Annotated in this window: 21 protein-coding genes and 1 pseudogene; 7 read left to right on the forward strand and 15 right to left on the reverse strand. The window is 64.6% G+C overall.

Annotated elements, in window-relative coordinates; genetic code table 11:
• Window positions 1-24 precede the first annotated feature (24 nt).
• On the forward strand, window positions 25-1,659 hold the full coding sequence (locus VFW93_RS18265; RefSeq protein WP_329695379.1) for an ATP-binding protein: 1,635 nt from the start codon (window positions 25-27) through the stop codon (window positions 1,657-1,659).
• On the opposite strand, the gene VFW93_RS18270 is transcribed toward VFW93_RS18265, so the two are convergent.
• The 3 genes from VFW93_RS18270 to VFW93_RS18280 are packed head-to-tail and all read right to left on the reverse strand — an operon-like array spanning window position 1,660 to window position 3,890.
• The gene (locus VFW93_RS18270; RefSeq protein WP_329695380.1) at window positions 1,660-2,142 is read right to left on the reverse strand and encodes a flavin reductase family protein; all 483 of its coding nucleotides are present in this window, start codon (window positions 2,140-2,142) and stop codon (window positions 1,660-1,662) included.
• A 52-nt stretch (window positions 2,143-2,194) separates the two neighbouring features.
• Window positions 2,195-2,953: a class I SAM-dependent methyltransferase gene (locus VFW93_RS18275; protein WP_329695381.1), complete on the reverse strand. Its 759-nt coding sequence runs from the start codon at window positions 2,951-2,953 to the stop codon at window positions 2,195-2,197.
• 37 nt (window positions 2,954-2,990) lie between these two features.
• Window positions 2,991-3,890, reverse strand: coding sequence for a ParB/RepB/Spo0J family partition protein (locus tag VFW93_RS18280; protein ID WP_329695382.1), 900 nt, complete (start codon window positions 3,888-3,890; stop codon window positions 2,991-2,993).
• Window positions 3,891-3,969: 79 nt separating this feature from the next.
• Here VFW93_RS18280 and VFW93_RS18285 point away from each other — a divergent pair, with 79 nt between their 5' ends.
• Window positions 3,970-5,184 carry a glycosyltransferase gene (locus VFW93_RS18285; protein ID WP_329695383.1) on the forward strand — a complete coding sequence of 405 codons (1,215 nt, stop codon included), beginning with the start codon at window positions 3,970-3,972 and terminating at the stop codon, window positions 5,182-5,184.
• Between the two features lie 4 nt (window positions 5,185-5,188).
• Here VFW93_RS18285 and VFW93_RS18290 read toward each other — a convergent pair whose 3' ends face one another.
• On the reverse strand, window positions 5,189-6,340 hold the full coding sequence (locus tag VFW93_RS18290; RefSeq protein WP_329695384.1) for a PEP-CTERM sorting domain-containing protein: 1,152 nt from the start codon (window positions 6,338-6,340) through the stop codon (window positions 5,189-5,191).
• 154 nt (window positions 6,341-6,494) lie between these two features.
• On the opposite strand from VFW93_RS18290, the gene VFW93_RS18295 reads away from it, so the two are divergent.
• The gene (locus tag VFW93_RS18295; RefSeq protein ID WP_329695385.1) at window positions 6,495-8,162 is read left to right on the forward strand and encodes an ATP-binding protein; all 1,668 of its coding nucleotides are present in this window, start codon (window positions 6,495-6,497) and stop codon (window positions 8,160-8,162) included.
• Here the strand turns inward: VFW93_RS18295 and VFW93_RS18300 are convergent.
• From VFW93_RS18300 to mnmG, 4 genes are all read right to left on the reverse strand, one after another.
• Window positions 8,151-8,978, reverse strand: coding sequence for a ParA family protein (locus VFW93_RS18300; protein WP_329695386.1), 828 nt, complete (start codon window positions 8,976-8,978; stop codon window positions 8,151-8,153). The two genes, VFW93_RS18295 and VFW93_RS18300, sit on opposite strands and share 12 nt — an antisense overlap.
• A 137-nt stretch (window positions 8,979-9,115) precedes the next feature.
• Window positions 9,116-10,057, reverse strand: coding sequence for a hypothetical protein (locus VFW93_RS18305; protein WP_329695387.1), 942 nt, complete (start codon window positions 10,055-10,057; stop codon window positions 9,116-9,118).
• A gap of 634 nt (window positions 10,058-10,691) precedes the next feature.
• Window positions 10,692-11,501 carry a 16S rRNA (guanine(527)-N(7))-methyltransferase RsmG gene (gene rsmG / locus VFW93_RS18310; RefSeq protein WP_329695388.1) on the reverse strand — a complete coding sequence of 270 codons (810 nt, stop codon included), beginning with the start codon at window positions 11,499-11,501 and terminating at the stop codon, window positions 10,692-10,694.
• Window positions 11,502-11,631: 130 nt separating this feature from the next.
• Complete coding sequence (mnmG, locus tag VFW93_RS18315; RefSeq protein WP_329695389.1) at window positions 11,632-13,710, reverse strand: tRNA uridine-5-carboxymethylaminomethyl(34) synthesis enzyme MnmG; 2,079 nt, start codon at window positions 13,708-13,710, stop codon at window positions 11,632-11,634.
• A 442-nt stretch (window positions 13,711-14,152) separates the two neighbouring features.
• Here mnmG and VFW93_RS18320 point away from each other — a divergent pair, with 442 nt between their 5' ends.
• Window positions 14,153-14,404: a YkgJ family cysteine cluster protein gene (locus VFW93_RS18320; protein ID WP_329695390.1), complete on the forward strand. Its 252-nt coding sequence runs from the start codon at window positions 14,153-14,155 to the stop codon at window positions 14,402-14,404.
• Here the strand turns inward: VFW93_RS18320 and VFW93_RS18325 are convergent.
• Both VFW93_RS18325 and VFW93_RS18330 read right to left on the reverse strand, forming a co-directional pair.
• Window positions 14,376-15,407, reverse strand: a complete 1,032-nt coding sequence (locus VFW93_RS18325; RefSeq protein WP_329695391.1) for a sterol desaturase family protein — start codon at window positions 15,405-15,407, stop codon at window positions 14,376-14,378. The genes VFW93_RS18320 and VFW93_RS18325 overlap by 29 nt on opposite strands.
• A gap of 147 nt (window positions 15,408-15,554) precedes the next feature.
• Window positions 15,555-15,983 carry a YchJ family protein gene (locus VFW93_RS18330; protein ID WP_329695392.1) on the reverse strand — a complete coding sequence of 143 codons (429 nt, stop codon included), beginning with the start codon at window positions 15,981-15,983 and terminating at the stop codon, window positions 15,555-15,557.
• Window positions 15,984-16,007: 24 nt separating this feature from the next.
• Between VFW93_RS18330 and VFW93_RS18335 the strand changes: the two genes are divergently transcribed.
• Window positions 16,008-16,823: an SDR family oxidoreductase gene (locus VFW93_RS18335; RefSeq protein WP_329695393.1), complete on the forward strand. Its 816-nt coding sequence runs from the start codon at window positions 16,008-16,010 to the stop codon at window positions 16,821-16,823.
• A gap of 25 nt (window positions 16,824-16,848) precedes the next feature.
• Here VFW93_RS18335 and VFW93_RS18340 read toward each other — a convergent pair whose 3' ends face one another.
• Complete coding sequence (locus tag VFW93_RS18340) at window positions 16,849-17,811, reverse strand: hypothetical protein (RefSeq protein WP_329695394.1); 963 nt, start codon at window positions 17,809-17,811, stop codon at window positions 16,849-16,851.
• A 263-nt stretch (window positions 17,812-18,074) separates the two neighbouring features.
• Between VFW93_RS18340 and VFW93_RS18345 the strand changes: the two genes are divergently transcribed.
• A complete protein-coding gene (locus VFW93_RS18345) occupies window positions 18,075-18,548 on the forward strand; it encodes an RNA-binding protein (RefSeq protein WP_329695395.1) in 474 nt (157 codons plus the stop codon).
• Window positions 18,549-18,735: 187 nt separating this feature from the next.
• On the forward strand, window positions 18,736-19,185 hold the full coding sequence (locus VFW93_RS18350) for a hypothetical protein (protein ID WP_329695396.1): 450 nt from the start codon (window positions 18,736-18,738) through the stop codon (window positions 19,183-19,185).
• Window positions 19,186-19,203: 18 nt separating this feature from the next.
• On the opposite strand, the gene VFW93_RS18355 is transcribed toward VFW93_RS18350, so the two are convergent.
• From VFW93_RS18355 to VFW93_RS18370, 4 genes and pseudogenes are all read right to left on the reverse strand, one after another.
• The gene (locus VFW93_RS18355) at window positions 19,204-19,992 is read right to left on the reverse strand and encodes an SDR family oxidoreductase (protein WP_329695397.1); all 789 of its coding nucleotides are present in this window, start codon (window positions 19,990-19,992) and stop codon (window positions 19,204-19,206) included.
• Entirely contained in the window at window positions 19,989-20,600 is a 612-nt protein-coding gene (gene lptC / locus VFW93_RS18360) for an LPS export ABC transporter periplasmic protein LptC (protein ID WP_329695398.1), read from the reverse strand. Before lptC ends, VFW93_RS18355 begins: the two co-directional genes overlap by 4 nt.
• Window positions 20,597-21,184, reverse strand: coding sequence for a KdsC family phosphatase (locus VFW93_RS18365; protein ID WP_329695399.1), 588 nt, complete (start codon window positions 21,182-21,184; stop codon window positions 20,597-20,599). Before VFW93_RS18365 ends, lptC begins: the two co-directional genes overlap by 4 nt.
• A pseudogene (locus VFW93_RS18370) lies at window positions 21,184-21,294 on the reverse strand (KpsF/GutQ family sugar-phosphate isomerase); the annotation flags it as partial. The pseudogene VFW93_RS18370 and the gene VFW93_RS18365, both read right to left, overlap by 1 nt.

Here is a 21,294-nt window from a genome sequence, read left to right on the forward strand (position 1 = left end):
GTGTCCGTCACAGCTGCTGTTGCCATGTCCAGCCTTGCCCCCGGTGCCCGCCCCTCCTTGCCCGATGGCCTGTCTTCCAGGCCCGACAACCTCGCCGAGTTGTCTGACGACCAGCATTACCGCGCCATCTTCGAGGCTGCGGGCGTCGGTATCGCACGCCTGACACTGGACGGTCGCTTCGTCGAGGTCAACCAGCGTTTCGCCGAGATCTCCGGGCGCCGCCGTGAAGACCTGATCGGCCTGCACTTTCTGGACATCTCCCACCCCGATGAAGCGCCGGCCAACCTGGCCACCACCGAGGCCTTGCTGGCCGGGCAGCAGGATCGCCTGGCAAGAGAAAAGCGCTACGTGCGCCCCGATGGCGAGATCGTGCACGTGATGCTCAATGTGGTGCTGCTCAAGGATGAAAAAGGGCGACCAGTCCAGATGGTCTCGGTGGTCGAAGACATCAGCGAACGCCTGCGCATGCAGGAGGCCTTGGGCGCCGCGCGTGCCGCAGAGCGCGCCAGCAAGGCCAAGACCGAGTTCCTCTCACGCATGAGCCACGAGTTGCGCACACCGCTCAACGCCATGCTGGGCTTCGCGCAATTGCTGCGGGTGGACCCGCGCAACCCGCTGAACGACACGCAGCGCAAGAAGGTCGAGCACATCGAAAAGGCCGGTGCGCACCTGCTGGCCATGATGACCGATGTGCTGGACCTGTCGCGCATCGAAGCGGGCAGCCTGCCCATGTCCATCGAGACCCTCTCCGTCAACAGCGTGCTGGAAGAGGCCCTGGCCCTGATCAGCAATCAGGCACGCGATGCCGGACTGACCTTGGCCCACAACGCACCGCAGGAAGGCCTGTTCGTCAAGGCCGATCGCGTGCGTTTGCGGCAGGTGCTGGTCAACCTGCTGTCCAACGCCATCAAGTACAACCGCCAGGGCGGTCAGGCCCTGATCGAAGCCATGGCCCTGCAGGACCGCGTGCTCATCACGGTCAGCGACACCGGCCAGGGCATGACCACCGAGCAGATCTCGCATCTGTTCGAGCCCTTCAACCGCCTGGGGGCCGAGCGTTCGAACATCGAAGGCACGGGCATCGGGCTGGTCATCGTCAAGCGTCTGCTGGATCTGATGGAAGGCCGAATCGAAGTCAGCAGCACGCCGGGCACGGGTTCGAGCTTTCGGATCTGGCTGCCTCTGGCTCGACCACTGGCACTGGACGCGCAATGCGCCGATCAGGTTCACCGCTCCGGCTTTGGCGGGCTGGATGAACTCGGCTTGCACAACCGCACCGTCCTGTATGCCGAGGACAACGTCATCAACGTGGAGTTGCTGCGCCAGGTGATGCGCATGCGCCCGCACTGGCACCTGGAAGTGGCCTACAGCGGCCAGCAGGCGATCGCCATGGCGCAGGCCCATCCGCCCGACTTGCTGTTGCTGGACATGCACCTGGGCGACATGAGCGGGCTGGATGTGTCCGATGCGCTGGCCACTCAGGGCGCGACGGCCTGCATTCCGCGTATTGCGCTGTCGGCCGACGCCATGCCGGATCAGATCAGCGAAGCCAAGGAACGGGGCTTTGTGGAATACCTCACCAAGCCCCTGGACGTGGCGCGCTTTCTCAAGCTGCTGGACCAGTGCGGTGGCCCCGTGAATGACGAGGGCGACGCCTGATCAGATCGGCAGGTCGGTGAAGAAACGACCGCCATGGAACAAGAGCGGCGCGGCGCCCACCCGGCGACGGCAATGCTGCACCTCGCCCACGAAGATGACGTGATCACCTTCGTCGTACTGGCTGCGGTGGCTGCACTCGAACACGGCCACAGCGCCTTCGATCACGGGGGCGCCAGTCAGACCTGGGCGCCAGGGCGTGCCCTCGAAGCGGTCGATGCCCTTTTTGGCAAAGCGCTCGGCGAGCAGGCGCTGGTCGGCGGCCAGCACATTGATGGCGTAGTGCCCGGCAGACAGAAAGCCCGGCATGGAGGTGGAATGCCGCGACAGGCTCCACAGCACCAGAGGGGGCGACAGCGACACCGAATTGAAGGAGTTGGCAGTCAGCCCGACCAGATTGCCCTCGACATCGCGTGCGGTGACGATCGTGACCCCGGTGGCAAACTGCCCCAAGGTGGCGCGGAAATCGTCAGGCGTAAACGTCATTGCAGGGCTTTCACTCAATGGTGGACAGTGTAGACGGGTAAACCCGATCGCGTCACCCGATGCGATACACCCATATCGGGCGTAAACCATGCAAACTCAAGCGCACATGCGGCTTCCAGGCCACACCGTGCTCGTCGACCGCTTCGAACTCCAGGCTCACGAGCCAGCAACCCGGGCGCATCTCGGCACGGGCCTTGGCCATGGCGCGGGGCATGGTCTCTGGCCGCTGAAACAGGTAGACCAGCTCGACATCAGCCCAGCTCTGGCCCCACATGTCGCCCTGGCGCACGGTGGCCCAGGGGCAACGCAGGGCCGCCACGATGCGCCACAGCCAGCTCCACTCGATACCCTCGATGCGGGCCTGTGGATAGGCCTGGTGCAGTTCGATCAGGGCGTCGCCCATGCCGCAGCCAGCGTCCAGCACTCTGGGCATACCGCCGGCTGGCGCAGGCATCAAGGGCGCGTGTTCGGGCAGATCCGCCAAGGCACCACGCGGCGTGGGGAACACCGGTGCATCACGCCAGGCGTGCACCGGGTAGGCCAGCAGCAGCAAGGCCAGCGGTGCCAGCCAGAGCCAGCCCGGCAGGCCTGCGCCCTGCCCCAGTGCGATCACGCTCATGGGAAAGCCTGCGGCCACGAACACGCGCCGCCAGGTGGTCGTCGCCACAAAGGGCAGCCAGGTGGCACACACGCCCAAGGCCGTGGGCAGCATCAGCACGGCCCACAGCGGGGCCTGGGCGGCCCGCAAGGCCAGTGCCAGGGCCCAGGCCAGGGCCCAGGTCAGCAAGGCCGGCAAAGGCCACGTACGCATGCCTGTGGGCGCTCCGGGGGCGGCGGGGGGCCGGCGCTTACTCGGCCGCGCCGCCGCGCAGCTTGTCGATCAGGCCATTGAGCTCGTCGAGGCTGCCGAACTGGATGGTGATCTCGCCTTGCTCGCCGCGCTTGGTCTTGCGCTTGACGACGATCTCGACCTGTGCGGTCAGGATGTCGGACAGCTCTTCTTCCAGGCGGACCACATCACGCGACTTCTCGGACTTCACACGCAGCAGCGGTGTCTGGCGGCCGGCGCCCTGTACCTTGGCCACGAGCTTTTCGGCTTCGCGCACATTGAGCTTCTTCGCGGCGATCTCGTGGGCCGTGGTGATCTGCACGGCCTTGTCCAGCGGCAGCAGCGCACGGGCGTGGCCCATGTCGATGTCGCCGGCCATCAGCATGCCCTGCACGGGCTCGGCCAGGTTCAGCAGGCGCAGCAAGTTGGAGGCGGCGCTGCGCGAGCGGCCCACGGCCTGCGCGGCCTGTTCATGCGTGAGGCCGAACTCGCTGGTCAGGCGCTGCAGGCCTTGCGCTTCTTCCAGCGGGTTGAGGTCTTCGCGCTGGATGTTCTCGATCAGGGCCATGGCGGCGGCGGCTTCGTCCGGCACTTCCTTGACCAGCACGGGCACTTCCGTCAGACCGGCCAGCTTGGCGGCGCGCGAACGGCGTTCCCCGGCGATGATTTCGTAGCGGCCACCACCGATGGGTCGCACCAGGATGGGCTGCATGATGCCCTGCGCCTTGATGCTCTCGGCCAGCTCGTAGAGCGAGCCTTCGTCCATGCGTGTGCGCGGCTGGTACTTGCCGGCCTGCATCAGATCGAGGCGCAATACGGAGGGCGCGCCATCAGGCGAGGCCTTGGGTTGATCGCTGACTTTGGGGCCGAGCAAGGCCTCCAGGCCCATGCCCAGGCCTTTGGATTTTTTCGTGACCATGGGCGCGATTGTCCGCTGTTTGCGCGTGTTTCTACAATGCAGGCTCACATTGACTGATTCACAAGGGATCGAAGCAGACATGGCCCGCTTTCTGTTGTGCTGGGAATTCGGCGGTGGCCTGGGCCACGCCGGGCGCTTCAAACCCTTGGCGCAGGAGCTCGTGCGCCGCGGCCATCAGGTTGATCTCATGCTGCGCGACATCGTGCACACACGGGCCCTGCTGGGCGATCTGAACGCACAAGGCGCCCGCATCCTGCAAGCCCCGATCTGGCTGCATCAGACCATGGGCCTGCCCAACCCGGTGATCAGCCTCAGTGAGATCGTCATGGGCAATGGCTACCTCAAGGCCGGCTCGCTGACCGGGCTGGTGGAAGGCTGGCGCGGCGTGATGGCCATGTGCCAGCCCGATGTGATCGTGGCCGATTACGCACCCACGGCCACCATCGCGGCACGCACGCTGGGCATCCCCGTGGCCTCGGTGGGCATCGGTTTCTACGTGCCACCTGATGCCAGCCCCCTGCCCCCGTTTCGCACCTGGGAGCCCATCGCTGCAGGCCGTGTCGAACACTACGATCAACAGGTGCTGGGCACGGTCAACGAGGTGCTGCGCAGCTATCAGGCGCCGGCCTTGAACAAGCTGGCTGACATCTTCAGAGGCGACCTGCCCTTGCTGTGCACCTGGCCCGAACTGGACCACTATGGGCGTGGCGCCCTGCCCGCAGGCCAGCGTTATCTGGGCCCCACCTTCCTGCCCTCGGGTGGCGAAGCACCCCAATGGCCTGAAGGCGACGGCCCGACCGTCTTCGCCTACATCCGCAGCACCCACCCCGATCACCTGGCCTTGCTGCAGGCGCTCGATCAAATGGGCTGCCGCACCTTGTGCTATCTGCCGGAAGTGGCCGCAGGCAAGCCCGAGCCTGTGAGCTCGCCGCGCATTCGATATGCCAGGGGGCCTGTGCACCTGGGGCAGGCTTTGCCGCAGTCGCGACTCGCAATCTGCCATGCGGGTGAAGCCACGCTGGCACAGGCCATCCTGGCCGGCGTACCGGTGCTGATGCTGCCCACGCAGGCCGAGCAGTTTCTGATGGCAGTGCGGGTCGAGCAGGCCGGTGCGGGCATCAATGTGGCCGCACGCCCTCGCCCGACCGACTACAAGGCCTTGCTCACGCAGATGCTGCAACAGCCTGCTCACCGGCAGGCTGCGCAAGCGCTGGCTCGGCGCTATCAGGCCTTCACGCACGAAGGGCAAACCACCGAGCTGGTGGATGCCTTCGAATCACTGATAACGGCCTGAGCGATCAGGCCTGAGGTTTGCGGCGACGGCGCGCCAGTGCGCCCACCACGCCCACGCCCGCGAGGCCCATGGCCAGCGCCTCTGGTTCGGGCACAGCCGACATCTTGACCTCGAAGGGATTGCCTGGCGGCTTGGCGAAGTTGCCCGTCACGTCGTAGACCGATGAGGGGGAGCCATCCCATTCGATGCTGAAAGGGTCGCCGGAGCTGGCGTGTGAACCGCTGGATTGACCGTAAGTCGTGTACGAAGGCGTGGTGACCGTGTGGGCAGGCAGCACTTCCGTGTAAGCCGGCACGGTCACGGTTTCCCAGTGACCACCACCGTAGCCACCATAACCGCCGTAACCACCATCTCCGTAGCCGCCATAGCCGCCATACCCACCGTAACCGTCAGACACCCACTGTTCGTAGGTGTGCTCTGGGTGGAAGATGGTCTGCTCGGGCACGTTCACCGTTTGCTCGGGCACCGTGAAATACCCGGCGCCAGGCGCATTGCCATTGGCATAGGTGCTCAGGGTGTACTGCAGATTGATCGATTGGCCCGCGTTGATCACGCCCAGGTCCACCGAATAGCTGCCACCGGAGATGGTGTAGGTGGTAGCGTCGGATTGCGTAAGGATGTTGGCGCCACTTTGGGTGTAGGTGGTGCCGCTGGCGTCGGTGCGCAGCGATGCCTTGCTGTTCCACACCGAGCTGCCGTTGCTCAGGATGTTGAAGTTGATGCCCGCTTCAACGTAGTAGCCGTTGCCGCCGAGATCGGAGCGGATCTGGTTTTGCAGCAGGCCCGGCGTGATGTAGAAGTTGAAGACGGCATGCTGAGCCACCGCCGAGGTGTTGGTGATGGACTGCGTCAGCGTGAACAGGCCGGTCACGTCATAGTTGCCGGTACCGGAGGAGCGGCTGCCGAAGTCACCGTCGGGGCTGCCGTAGGTATGGATACCGGCCGAGTCGCCGTAGTAATTGCCAGGAAAGGTCAACACATCCACGCTGCTGGTGGACACGCCCGAATCCAGCACCGTGGCGCCTGCGCCACCCAGGTTGTACGACGCTGTGGCGCGTACTTCCGTGGCCGCGTGAGCCTGCCCGAAGAAGAACAAGCCGATGCCGATCGAGGCCGCCAGAGGTTTCAAGGCATGAAAGCCTGCGCGTTTGGACATGAAAACGGTTCCTGCTGAAAGTGTGAGAAATTCACGTTAGCAAAAGTTAACAAAGTCCCCAGCCCCCGCCTACCCCGCATGCGAGTGGACAGGTGCGTGAATAAGCGGTATCCATCACATCAAGTCACCTGCGCACACACCGATATCGAAGACCATGGACGATCACCCGGCCGAGTCGCCAGCCCCTTGCGCTGCTGAGGCACATCTGCACTCAGAGCTCGCCCGTGTGCAGGCCGAGCTGGACGCACTCAAGGTGCGCCACGCCCAGCTTGAAAAGCGTCTGCGCGCCCGGGAGGGCCTGCTCAAAGGCCTCAGCCAGCACATCCCGGGCGTCCTGTTCAAGGTCGTGGTGCCGCCCGGCGGCGAAGCCCAGTTGCACTACATCAGCGAACGCGCGGCTGAACTGTATGAGCTGGACGCTGAAGCCACGGGCTTGAACTGGTCGGCACACTACGAACGCGTCCACCCCGATGACCTGCCTTTGGTGATGAAGCTCAGCCGCGAGGTCGCGGATGAAGAAGGCCAGTTGCAGCACTTCGAGTACCGCACCATCCTGCCCAAAAAAGGCTTGCGCTGGATGGCTGGGCAGGCCATTGCTGCCAAGGAAGGCCCCGATGGCAGCACCGCCTGGTATGGCTACACGCAGGACGTGACCGAGCAGAAGCTGTATGACGAAGCGGTGATCACGGCCCAGACAGCCGAGCGCGCCAACCATGCCAAGAGCGAGTTCCTCTCACGCATGAGCCATGAACTGCGCACCCCACTCAACGCCATCATCGGCTTTGCGCAACTGCTGCAGATGGACCGCAGCAGCGTGTTCGGCGACGAGCACCGCCGCCGTGTCAACCTCATCGAAAAGGCCGGACAGCACCTGCTGTCCATGCTGGGCGATGTGCTGGACCTGTCTCGCATCGAAGCCGGCGACCTGCCCTTGTCCATTGCCGCGCAGGACATCGACCTGATCGCCGACGACGCCATCAACATGGTGGCCGCGCAAGCCCGCCACAGCCAGATCCGCATCGACACGCAGGGCGTGGGTTGCCACGTCTATGCGATGGCTGATCGCGTGCGCCTGCGTCAGGTGCTGGTCAATCTGTTGAGCAACGCCATCAAGTACAACCGCGCCCATGGCCTGGTGCAACTGAGTGCGAGACGCATGGGCAGCGAGGTGCTGATCGAGGTACAGGACACCGGCATCGGCATGAACCCCGATCAATGCGCGCAGCTGTTTCAGCCCTTCAACCGGCTGGGCGTAGAGCAAAGCGGCATTGAAGGCACGGGCATCGGTCTGGTGATCGTGCACAAGCTGGTCTCGCTGATGGCCGGCCGCATCGAGATCCACAGCCGGGAAGGCGAAGGCACCTGCGTGCGCATCCAGCTGCCGGCAGCTGACCACGAGCCCGAACCCACGGACCAGATCCCTTTGTCGGATGGCGACCTGTTCGCCCGCCCTGCCACCATCCTGTATGCGGAGGACAACGAGGTCAATGTGGCGCTGGTCCACCAGGTGATCAAGCTGCGACCGCACTGGCGCCTGCTGGTGGCCATGAACGGCACCCGGGCGCTGGATGTGGCGCGCCGCAGCCATCCCGATCTGATGCTGATCGACATGCACCTCGGTGACATGACCGGACTGGATCTGGCACAGGCGCTGGATGCGGAAGAGCGCACGCGAGAGATCCCCCGCGTGGCCTTGTCAGCCGATGCCATGCCCGACCGCATCCATGCGGCACGCGCCCATGGCTTCAAGGCCTATCTGACCAAACCGCTGGATGTGATGGCCTTGCTGCGCTGCCTGGAAGAGCACCTCTCAGGCAGCTGAAGGTGAGGCAGCGGCCGCACCCTTCTTCTTGGCCTTGCTGATCTTGATGTTGGGCGCCACGCGCTTGACCAGCTCTTCGGCAAAGGCCACGAAGGCCTGAGCACCCTTGCTGGACGGATCGAACACCACGCCCGGCACACCGTAGCTGGGCGCCTCGGCCAGACGCACATTGCGCGGGATCACGGCATCGAACACCTTGTCGCCGAAGTGCGATTTGAGCTGTTCGCTCACCTGCTGTTGCAACGTGATGCGTGGGTCGAACATGACGCGCAACAGGCCGATGAGTTGCAGCTCCGCATTCAGATTGGCATGCACTTGCTTGACCGTGTTGACCAGGTCGGTGAGGCCTTCGAGTGCGAAGTACTCGCACTGCATGGGCACGATCACGCCGTGGGCACAGGTCAGGCCATTGAGCGTGAGCAGGCTCAGCGAGGGCGGGCAGTCGATCAGCACGAAGTCGTAATCAGCCGCAGCGGCTTCGATCGCGGTTTTCAGGCGGCGATCGCGGCGCTCCAGCGTCACCAGCTCGATTTCGGCACCGGCCAGCTCGCGGTTGGCGCCCAGGACGTCGTAGCCGCCCTTGGGGCTGCGCGCACGGGCTTCGGCGATGGTGGCATCTTCCAGCAGCACGTCATACACAGTTTGCGTCAGGGTGCGCTTGTCCACACCCGAACCCATGGTGGCGTTGCCTTGCGGGTCCAGGTCCACGATCAGCACGCGCTGGCCGATCAGGGCCAGGCCCGCTGCCAGGTTGACTGTGGTGGTGGTCTTGCCCACCCCGCCCTTTTGGTTCGCGATACAGAAGATGTGCGGCATGCCTTGATTATCTCTGTAGTCGGTGTTGCTGCCGAGGCCTGGCAAGCAATGCACGTGGATTCATGTCGCGCGCAGGCTGCTGTGGGGTGCCGCTGCTCAACGCTGATTCACGTGAAACCTCGGCGCGGCCCTCTTGATCAGGCTGCGGCCTTGTGGGTGCGGGCGGCCTTGGCCGGCTTCCTGGCTGCCGGGGCAGATGCCTTGGCTGCCGCCGACCTGGCCACGACGGCCTGCTGGCTGTGTGCAGTTTTGTGGCTGGCGGCTTGCTCTGCTTTGGCTTGATGGGCCTTCTTCGAGGCGCCCTTTGGCGACGTTTGCTGGGCCATCTTTCTGGCGGCCTTGCTGTCGGCTTTGACGGATGCATGCTTGCCGGCGGTCGCCTTATGGGCCACCGCAACCTTGCTGCCAGCCTTCTTGTCATGAGGCTTGGCGGGCTTCTTCTGATGGCCTGCCGGATGGCTGCCAGGCAAGGCTGCGGTCTTCTTGCCGGATTCAGTTCTGGCCGCGTGGGCACCCTTCACCGTTGATGCGGTGCCTGCCTGCTTGTCTGACTTCTTCTTGCCCTTGTGCGCATCCTTGCTGCCTTTGGCGCTTTCATCCTTCCCCGTTTCCTTGCTTGCCCCCTTGGCGGTTTGGCGCGGCTTGCCGCTCACCTTTTTGTCGTGCGGCTGAGGGCTCGTCTTGCCTGGCTTCTTCACACCCTCCGTGCGGTCGGTGTGGGGCAAGCGCCGTTTGGCCGAGTCTGCCGCGGGCTTGGGTGCGGATGGAGACGTGGCCGCTACAGCACGCGCAGGGGTTTCGGCAGCAGACGAGAACAGGGGCTCGTTGGGGTTGGCAGGCGGCGCGACCTGGGTGGCCTTGGAGGTGACGGGGGCTGGAGCTTGTGCGGCGGGGCGCAAAGCAACGGCAGCGGGGTCATTGCCCACCTTGCCGGTAACCGGCGCAGGTCGCGTCTGTTGCCCCACACCACCCTGCCCTGCAGTGCCCACACTGCCACTCGACGTCTGGGCCTGTGCAACCACGCCCCCCACCAACAGGGCCGAGGCCAACGCCATCTTTGTCCAAACGCGAGTGTTCATGTGTCAGTCTCCTGTCTTGCCCGGTATCGAATCCATGTACAACACCTGAGCATCTCATGTGGTTGACGGGGGATCCCCCACATGGCGAGAAAGATTGATGCACCGCAGCACGGATGTGGTTTGGACGCCTTGGCTAGGGGCGTCTGCGTGGGCATTTTTACCGCCCGGATATATGCGGAGACCGAGCAAGACCTGATGAACCGGGTGGTCGGATTCCGCTCCTGACGCGGGGCACCACCGCGTACTGCCAGGATCACCCCTTCAACACCAGCCAGGCTGGTCACGCACAGGACACCGCGAATGGTCGCTTCATCCGCCCACCCAATTCATCAGGTCCCGGACGCATTGGGCGGCGGCACGACAAACAGCCATACGCTCGGTCTTGGTGAGCCCATGCGCACCACGCTGTGTCGCAGGGTGGCGGCGGTGAGCGGCTGAGAAGCGACCATTCGCGGCGTCCTGGTTCGCAGCATGGGCAGGCGCGTGTTCAGGCGGACGCCGTGGCCGCGATCGGTATCGCCCCGCGTCAGGAGCGGAGCAGGCGCTCACCGACGTCGCCCCGTTGCACCGCCCTCTGCAAGCATGACCATCTCACCTCACCATCGCGCACGCGTCCAAAAGAGACGTGAAGACCTCAGCCCTTGGGCCGCATCCAGACCAAGCAGCGTTCCGCATCCAACCCAGGCACCTGCAGTTGTTCCACGTGAAACACCTCCACATCGGCTGGCAACTGCGCCAACTCATCCTCAGGGTGCTTGCCCTTCATGGCCATCCACACTGCCCCATCAGCCAGGATGGCCCGAGTCAGAGAGACAAAGTCCAGCAGCGAAGCAAAGGCGCGGGAGGTGATCAGGTCAAATGCGCCCTTGAGTTGCTCCACACGCGCATGCTCACCACGCAGATTGGGCAGCCGCAATTCGGCCGCCACCTGCTTGATGAAGGCCGCTTTCTTGCCCACTGTGTCCACACAGGTCACCAGCACGTCCGGGCAACAGATGGCCAACACCACACCGGGCAAACCACCGCCACTGCCCACATCCAGCAAACGGATGGCTCCCGCCTCGGCCGCCCTGCCCGCCCGCACCAGATCCAGATGGCGCCCCAGCGGCGCCAGCACCGTCAGGCAATCTGTCAGGTGATGGGTCAGCATGTCTTGCGGATCACGCAGCGCCGTGAGGTTGAAGGTGCTGTTCCAGTGCGACAGCAAGACCATGTAGGCCGCCAGTTTTTGCTGCTGCTCGGCGCTCAGAGCGAGGTTCAGGCTACCTAGAACAGGCGGCAAGGCAGAGGCCCACTGCTCGGTAGTCCAGGCCTCCGCCCGCCTGGCAGGCGCTGGCTTGGGCCTGTGCGCAGCGGTCTGGCCGCCACCGAAAGCCGCCTTGGCGCCCATCGCACCGGTGGACACACCACCTCGCTGCGAACCCCGCTTGTGTTGAGAAGACATCCCCACTCCAGAAAATCTGTCTGCGCCGTCCACGAGAGGTCTGGCGTCAGCACCTTGCATTCATCTTGATGTCGCCCTCACAAACCGGGAGGGCGAGCTGCCGCACGAGGCCGCGGCCCCAACTCACCGCTCAAGCGGCGGCATCAGACCCGGCATTGTCGTTGGCCGCGAAGCCCTTGAAGCGCCCTTTTTTCAGGTGGATCAGCAGCAACGAAATGGCTGCTGGCGTGATGCCCGAAATGCGGGATGCCTGCCCCAAGGTCTCTGGCCTGTGTTTGCTCAACTTCTGGCGCGCCTCGATGCTCAAGGCCGACACCTGCATGTAATCCAGTTCGGCCGGCAGCTTGAGGTTCTCGAAGTGCGCCGCACGCTCGACCTCGTCATTCTGCTTGTCGATGTAGCCGGCGTACTTGATGCTGATCTCGACCTGCTCGATCACAGCTTCGGCCAGGGCCACACCCAGATCGGCACGCACCCCCACCCTGTCGACAGCGGCGCCTGTTTCACGTGAAACACCACCCTCGGTCGATGCAGTCTTGCCGGCCTCGGCACGCAGGCTGGCCTGCCGCTCGGCTGCGATCACGCCCGCCTCACACACCTTGTCGTAGTCCACACCCGGGCGGCGCAACAGGTCAGCCAGGTTGTACTCCCGCTCCAGTGCCTTGCCCAACAGGCGCTCGGCATCCGCAGCGGGCAGCGTGGCCGGGCGAACCCAGGTCGAACGCAGTCGCTCTGTTTCACGTGAAACAGCATCGCGCTTGCGATTGAAAGCAGCCCAGCGCACATCGTCCACCAGGCCCAGTTCACGGCCGATTTCTGTCAGGCGCATGTCAGCATTGTCTTCACGCAGTTGCAAGCGGAACTCCGCCCGGCTGGTGAACATGCGGTAAGGCTCGGTCACACCCTTGGTGATCAGGTCGTCCACCAACACACCCAGATAGGCCTGGTCACGCCGTGGCGTCCAGGCTTCTCGGCCCTGAGCCTGCAAGGCGGCATTCAAGCCGGCGAACAAGCCTTGCGCCGCCGCCTCTTCATAACCAGTGGTGCCATTGATCTGCCCGGCGAAGAACAAGCCCTGGATGGCCTTGGTCTCGAAGGTGGACTTCAGCTCGCGCGGATCAAAGTAGTCGTACTCGATGGCGTAGCCTGGCCGCAAGATGTAGGCGCTCTCCAGGCCGGGCATGGTGCGCAGCGCATTGAGCTGGATGTCGAATGGCAGCGAGGTGCTGATGCCATTGGGGTAGAACTCATTGGTCGTCAGGCCTTCCGGCTCCAGGAAGATCTGGTGCGAGTCCTTGTCGGCGAAGCGGTTGATCTTGTCTTCGATGGACGGGCAGTAACGTGGCCCCACCCCTTCGATCACGCCCGTGAACATCGGGCTGCGGTCGAAGCCCGAGCGGATGATGTCGTGCGTCTGCTGGTTGGTGTGCGTGATCCAGCAAGGCAGCTGGCGCGGGTGCTGATCGGGCGTACCCAGGAAGCTGAACACCGGCACCTCGGGGCCGGTCGGGGCAGACTCTCCCCAACTGCCGACCAGGCCCACCCCGTCACCGGGTTGCTCGCTGAGCTTGCTGAAGTCGATGCTGCGGCCATCGATGCGTGGTGGCGTGCCGGTCTTGAGGCGACCTTGCGGCAGCTTCAATTCCTTCAGCCGCGCCGACAGCGACACGGCCGGCGGATCCCCCGCCCGGCCTGCGCTGTAATTGTTCAGGCCCACGTGGATCTTGCCGTCCAGAAAGGTGCCGGCGGTCAACACCACGGTGCGAGCGCGGAACCGGATCCCCACCTGGGTCACGGCCCCCACCACGCGATCACCCTCCACCATCAGGTCGTCCACCGCTTGCTGGAACAGCCACAGATTGGGCTGGTTTTCCAGACGCTTGCGGATGGCGGCCTTGTACAGGATGCGGTCGGCCTGCGCGCGGGTGGCGCGCACGGCCGGGCCCTTGCTCGAATTGAGGATGCGGAACTGGATGCCGCCTTCGTCGGTGGCGGCGGCCATGGCCCCACCCAGGGCATCCACTTCCTTGACCAGATGGCCCTTGCCGATGCCACCGATCGACGGGTTGCAGCTCATCTGCCCCAACGTCTCGATGTTGTGACTCAGCAGCAAGGTGGCGCAGCCCATACGGGCAGCCGCCAGCGCGGCCTCGGTTCCAGCATGGCCACCACCGACCACGATGACATCAAATTCTTGGGGATATAGCATGGGCTGGCTGCATGGGCTGGTATTCGGGGAATTGCCTCATTTTTGGGCAACCTTCCATTGTACTGAAAGGCCTGATCCCTGTCGTGATATGGGCCGGCTCACCATGTGAGAAACGCCCGCATGAAGGGGCATGCCAGGCTCACGAGCAGCCAACCTGCGGAAAACCCGTGAGATTCACCCACCCTGACTCAGCCATCGGCGCGAATTGATACCGCCAAACGCCCGTTTCAGCCCTGATTTTTTGATGTTAGGGATGGCGCCCCGGCACGCGCTTTCTTAAACTTCAACAGTTCGCTGTCGTCACCCAAAAACTAAAACAGGGCTTCTCCTTCCCGGTACGACAGCACGGACCGCAGCCCGTGCCACTCGGGGTCAGCGTGCAAGGTACACCCGGATGTGCGCCTTCATGCGAGACAATCGAGCTCCCTGATTCGGGAGCCTCATGAACTGCAGACCCGGTTGCGCTGCCTGCTGCACCGCCCCCTCCATCTCCTCACCGATGCCCGGACTGCCTCACGGCAAACCGGCCGGCATGCCCTGCCCGCATCTGGATGAGGCCTTGCGCTGCCGGCTGTTCGGTAAACCGGAGCGCCCCGCCGTGTGCGGCTCGCTCCAGCCCAGCCATGAGATGTGCGGCGACAGCCGCGAACAGGCGATGCGCTGGATCAGCGAACTGGAACAGGCGACTCGTTGACGTCCGGCTGGTCCAATGGGGGCACACCCGCCCAGTTGTCCAGCAACTCCACCGGCGGTGCGCCCGTGGCCGAGCCCGTCAGGCGCTTCATCTGCGCGCGAAGCTGATCCGTGGTCAGGCCCTGGCCATTCGGGGCCCAGCCAGGTGGGCCGAACATATAGCCCAGCGCATGCAGCGGATGGCCCCCCTTCAGTGCACGGCCCACATCCTTGAAGATGTTGCCCCACTCGAACAGGCAGGTCTTGAGCGCGCTGTAGGTGGTCATGGTCTTGACCAGGCCGTAGCGAATCGGCACGCCATCCTTCTCGGGCACATAGGTGCCGAACAGGCGATCAAACAGGAGGATCGTGCCGCCGTAGTTGCAATCCAGGTACTCGACGTTGGCGGCGTGGTGCACGCGGTGCGCCGACGGCGTGTTGAAGATGCCTTCGATGTAGGGGATCTTGCCGATCAGATCCGTGTGGATCCAGAACTGGTAGACCAGGTTAACACCGTAGGACATCAGCACTGCGTCAGGCGAAAAGCCGAACAGGCACTGCGGCGCAAAGAACACGAAGCCGCCCGAGATCTTGCCCGTGATCGACTGGCGGAAGGCCGCCGCCAGGTTGTACTGGTTGCCGGTGTGGTGAATGGCGTGTGACGCCCAGTACCAGCGGATGCGGTGGCCAGCGCGGTGCAGCCAGTAATAGAAGAACTCGGTGCAGAAGAACATGGCCACCCAGCCCCACCAGGTGTCCATGGGCACCGTCCAGAAACGGTGCTCGTACATCCACTGGCCGAAAGGCAGGGCGACACCCATCACCGCGCCCATCGGGATGGCCTCCACCAGCACGCGCAGGAGGTTGATGCGCACGGTCGTCCAGAACGCCCGCCAGTCGTAGGGTTCGCGGTCCGTGCGTTTGCTGATGGCCAGGCCCTCCAGGGCGGTGACCACAACAGCAGAGACACCCATGAGCCCCATCATGATCTGGATGGGGTTGAGCTTTTCGAGTCCGGGCAACATGATGTACTTCGTTACATGCATTGACGATGGGTTCAACAATAGGGCCTCACCCGCGTTTTGTCGCCCGGGGAAGCCCTTTCGCGCCTCGTTCAACCCCTTGCATGAGGGGGCCCCACGCGCCACTGTGTGCGGCGCGATTGCGTCAGGTCAAACCTGCGCCCTCAGGTAAAACCAGCGGCCACCCTCGCGCACGAACTCGCTGATTTCATGCAGACGGTAAGCCCGCCCGCCCAGTTTGCTGCGGGCCACGAACTCGACGGTGCCGCGGTCTTCACCCAGCATCTGCGCGCGCTTCACGTCCAAGCCCAACCAGCTGAGCCCCGCCTCGGGCGGCTCGATGCTGGCGGGCCGCTCGGACGGATGCCAGGTCTCCAGCAAGTAAGCCCTTACATCCTTCACAAACGCGCTGTATCGTGAGCGCATCAAGGCTTCGGGATCCGGCGCCTGCAAAGCCAGGGGCCCTGCGTGATAGCGGCCACAGCAGTCGGCATAGGTGGCGGGCCGACCACAGGGACAGGCGTCCACCAGGCCAGCAGCAGAAGGAGAAACCGAGGTGGAGGACGTGCGCTTCTTCATGAGGGGCACAATCATGACATGAGCATGCGCACTCACCCTTTCAGACTGGATGGCCGGGTCGCCCTGGTCACCGGCGCCACACGTGGCCTGGGTTTCGAAATCGCCCAGGCGCTGGCGCTGGCTGGCGCCCAGGTCTGGCTCAACGGCCGCGATGCCACGGCCCTGCAGGATGCCGCCGAGCGCATTGGCGCCGCGGTCAGCGCCGCAGGTGCGTCGAGCGAGGCAGCCTCCTCGGCAGCCCGTGCCCTCCCCTTTGACGTGGCCAACGATCAGGCCCGCGCAACGGCACTGGCAGACCTGCTGCAGCAGGCCGGACAGCTCGACATCCTGGTCAACAACGTCGGGCAGCGCGACCGCCGGGCACTCGACGACTTCGCGCTTGACGACATCCGCCGCCTGCTCGACATCAACCTCGTGGCCCCCCTGGCGCTGGCCAGAGAGGCAGCGCAATGCATGCAGGCAACCGGTGCCACGGCGGCGGGTCGAGCCCGCATCATCAACATCACCTCGATTGCGGGGCCCATCTCGCGCGCCGGCGACGTGGCCTACACCGTGGCCAAAGGCGGGCTGGACGCCGCGACGCGCGCCCTCGCCGCCGAACTGGGGCCGCGCGGCATCACCGTCAATGCTGTCGCACCAGGTTATTTCGCCACCGAGGCCAATGCCGAGATGGTCAACAACCAGGACGTGGCCGACTGGCTGTCCCGGCGCACCTCACTGGGCCGCTGGGGGCGCCCCGACGAAATCGCTGGGGCGGCCGTCTTCCTGGCCAGCCACGCTGCCAGCTATGTGACCGGCCAGACGCTGGCGGTAGATGGGGGCTACCTGTCGCACTTCTGAACGGAAACGCCACAAGACCCGCGGCTCACTCTGTCTTGTCAGCCGCCATCAAGGCCAGATAGACCTCGCACACGCCGCGCAGGTAAACCAGGGTCGGCATGACCAGGGCCAGCGCAAACACCACGCCGCCACCGACCGTGGCCGATGAAATATAGGGAAGGGCCTCCTTGGGAATGCCTGTGGCGTTGATGCTGTGCAGGCCATAGCCGAACAAACCGGCCATCAGCAACTGCGGATTGACATCCACACCCAGCATGAAGATGGAGGCTTCGGCCATGACGCGACCACCCACCATCACGAATACGCTGCATGCCGCGCCGACCAGCCCGGTGGCCAGGCTCAAGCCGCCCATCAACACGGCAGCCTGAAGCAGACGCTCGCGGATGAGGCGCAGCAGCAGGCGCACGCTTTCTGTCGATGAGGCACCGGCCCACACGGTCGGGCCTGTCAGAGGCGCCACCACCACGGCCGCAGCCATCAAGGCCAGCCCGATCACCAGCACCGTGACCGGCACGACCAGCACGAAGATCCAGGGGCCGACCTTGGGCAAACCGCTCAACCAGTAAAGCCCGAGCAGGCCCGCGACAATGCCCGCACCCAGCACGCCCATCGCCAGCAACGCGACCAACACCCGGTGCCCGATGCCCAACGCATCTTCGATGGCCTGCACCACGTCCCGGCTGGGGCGCCCCAGGGCCCGGTCCATCGACAACAAGCCGGCCGCCGTCGACCCATAAAAAGCAATGAACAAGGCAGCGGCACCCTGCCCGATCGCCCAGTTCATCTCGCCACGCCCGAAAGAGGCCTGGGCGGTCGCCAAAGCCAGCCCGGCGCCGGAAAAAGCCGCCAGCAACACGTACATGGCCCGGCCATCCCGCACCGCCTCGATGCTGGACAGCACCCTGACCAGGGCCTGCCACCAGTCAAAACGACGACGTGGAGCCGGATCGAAACGATCGGATGGAGGGAAATTGAGGGGATCCGCCATGTTGAATACAGGTCGACACCGGGGTGTCATGTTGCGCGCAATGTCCGCTGATCATAGGGGCTAGCCCCTAGGGAAATTTGAGGAAAGAGTGCAACACCGCATGCGGATGGTTGACAGGGTTATATAAATAAGGGTTGAAATAGCTGGATGAATGTGGCTGCATCACCCATAATGTTCTGGTCTGTGTCTGGAAGCGGCACCGTCGTTGGAATGGGTCCTGATGGGTTGAAGCTCCACATGGTTACTTTGAAAGGGGCTCTCTCGTGGGCAACAAACTTTACGTGGGCAATCTCGCCTACAGCGTGCGCGATCAGGATCTGCAGGATGCTTTCTCGCAATATGGAGCCGTGAGCTCCGCCAAGGTCATGATGGACCGCGAAACCGGCCGCTCCAAGGGCTTCGGCTTCGTCGAAATGGGCTCCGATGCTGAAGCGCAAGCTGCGATCAACGGCCTGAATGGTCAGCCAGTGGCTGGTCGCGCCGTGGTCGTGAACGAGGCTCGCCCACGTGAAGAGCGTCCTGCTGGCTTCCGCAGCCCCTACGGTGGTGGCAATGGCGGCGGCAACGGCGGTGGCGGCTTCGGCGGCGGCCGTCGTGAAGGCGGCGGTGGTGGCTACGGCGGCGGTCGTCGTGAAGGCGGCGGCGGTGGCTACGGCGGCGGTGGCCGTCGTGAAGGCGGTGGCGGCTACGGCGGTGGCCGTGGTGGCGACGGCGGCGGCTACGGCGGCGGCTACTGATCGGACAAGCAGGCCTGAACCCCTCGGGCCTGACAAATCCCGAAGTACCAAGGAAGGCGATGCCACATGGCGTCGCCTTTTTTCATGTCCATCCCTCAGACACATGTGGATACCTTGCACCGGACTGGGGCGGCACAATGTAATGCTTGACGTGCACATCTGCGCGCCAACTAGCAGGACCTCTCCCATGTCATCGTCTTACTCCCCCCTCCGCCGCGCCTTGTGCCTCATCGGTCTGGCAACCGTCACCAGCCAGAGTGCCTGGGCGGGCTCCACCAATGTCGGTGTGAGCGTCAGTGTGGCCCAGCCAGGCTTTTACGGTCGTGTCGATATCGGCGATCAGCAACCCACCCTGATCTATCCACAACCCGTCATCATCCAGCAGGCCCCGGTTGCGGTGCACCAGCGCCCGATCTACATGCGCGTGCCACCCGGCCACTCCAGGAACTGGGCGCGCTATTGCGGCCAATACCGCGCCTGCGGTCAACCTGTGTACTTCGTGCGTGACGACGGTTATCGCGACCGCGATGATCGCCGCGACTGGGATCGTCGTGACCATGACCGGGACGACCGCCGAGACGACGATCGCGGTCACGGACGTGGCCGAGGCCATGGTCACGGGCACGGCCACGACTGACCGTCCGCCCACCGCTCGTCATTGACGGCGTTGCTTCTTGCGATGTTGTTGTGAGCCCGCGATGGCATCGAACAGCCAGCGCGGCATCCACCGCAGCAGCACGGTCACCAGGCCCATCTGCCAGGGGATGACGCGCCAGCGCACGCCCCGACCGATGGCCTCGAACGCCTGATCCGCAAAGGTCTCTGCCTTCATCAGAAAAGGCATGGGGTACTGGTTGGGACGTGTCAAAGGCGTGTCGATGTAGCCCGGCGCCAGCGTCACCACACGCACGCCATGTGCACGCAGCTCGCCGCGCAAGGTCTCGCACATCTGCACCACCGCCGCCTTGGCCGCGCAATAGCCCGCGTGGCCAGGCATGCCGCGGATCGCGGCCACACTGGCCACACCAACGAGCGTGCCGTGTCCGCGCAGCTTCATCGCCGAGATGAAGGGCTGAAAGGTGGCCGCCAGGCCAATGACATTGGTGTCCATCAGATCGCGCAACACGGTCAGATCCTCGGCCAGGCTGAGGTCCACGCCGATGCTGATGCCCGCGTTGGCGACCACCACATCCGGCAGGCCCTGAGTCTGAATGCAGGCTTGCGCGGCTGACGCGATGGCGGCTTCGTCACGCACATCGGCCTCGTAGACGGCCCATTGACTGGCCGGCCAGCCTTGCGCAAGGGCCCACTGGCGCATGTCGGCCACACGGCGCGCCACCAGGGCCACACGCCAGCCGGCCTGTACATACCGAGCCGCCAGGGCCTGCCCGATGCCGCTGGAGGCACCTGTGATGAAGATCAACCGGGGCGTGTCACCACTCATGGTGCGTCGTAATGCCCGTGCACACGGCCACCCAGGTCGGTGATGCCGGTGTGATCGTCATAGCGCAGGTTCTGGGCGCGCACCTCGCTGCCTTGCTGCTGCAACAGCACCGGCTCGCTTGACGACACCACGCGAGAACGCGTGTCGATGCGCAAGACCTCGCCCACAAAGTGCACCGGGCGATTGCGGGGGCTGGCTGCTTGATCGGCCACAGGCAGGGCTGTCACGCGCGCACCGCCACTGAGGGTCACGACCTCGGCCTTGTGATCAGCCTCGCCCAGACGGGAGGTGGCCTTGAGCCCTTCGCCCTTGTCATCACGCGCGGACAGGACCAGTTGATCAATCTGCAGGCGATCGGTGTCGGGGTAATGGCGCATGCGCTCGCCATCCAGCACGGCCTCGATACGGCCTTGCGCGTTGAACCGGGCCACGCGGGCCTTGTCCAGCACGAAATCTGGCGATGACGATGCCAGCGCAGGGCGCGCACCGCCCCCATCCTTCGGTGAGGACTGCACCAGCCACCAGGTGAAGCCTGCCAGGCCGGCCACCGCGAGCAGCGGCACCGTGGCCTGTGCACGCTCCAGCCACAGCCACCAACGCTGGTTCATGAACGAGCTCCATCGGCTGTGGTGTCGAGCGTTTGCAGGTGCCCATGCAGCAAGCCTTCGTACTTGCCCGTGGCCCACAGCAGCAGATCACAGCATTCACGAGCAGCCCCTTCACCTCCACGCAGGGCGCTCACGTGGTGGGCAATGGCCTTCACCTCGGCGTGCGCATTGGCGGGCGCCACCGCCAGACCGGCTCGCGCCAGCAAGGGCAGATCAGGCCAGTCATCACCCATCACCGCGATCTGGTCCCAGCGCAGGCCCAGAGACGCGCGGATGGGCTCTGCCGCAGCGAGCTTGTCATGCGAGCCGAAGACGGCTTGCGTCACGCCCAGGTCTTTCAGACGCCGACGCACGGCTGGCGAGTCGCGGCCGGTGATCACGATGGGCGTGATGCCCCCCTGGGCCAGCAACTTCAGGCCATGGCCATCCAGCGCATGGAAGGCCTTGAGCGTCTCGCCGGCTTCGCTGATATAGAGCGTGCCATCGGTCAACACGCCGTCCACATCAAAGATCGCGGCGCGGATGCCCATGGCGTGATGGCGCAGGGCCACCGAGAAGTTCATGGTTGAAACCAGGGCTCGCATCAGATCACCTTCGCACGCATCAGATCATTGGTATTGACGGCGCCCACGAGCACGCCCTGCCCGTCCACCACCAGCAAGGTCGTGATGCGATGGGCCTCCATCAGGGACAC

This window comes from Aquabacterium sp. (assembly GCF_036279675.1).
In the GTDB taxonomy this organism is placed as follows: Bacteria; Pseudomonadota; Gammaproteobacteria; order Burkholderiales; family Burkholderiaceae_C; genus Aquabacterium.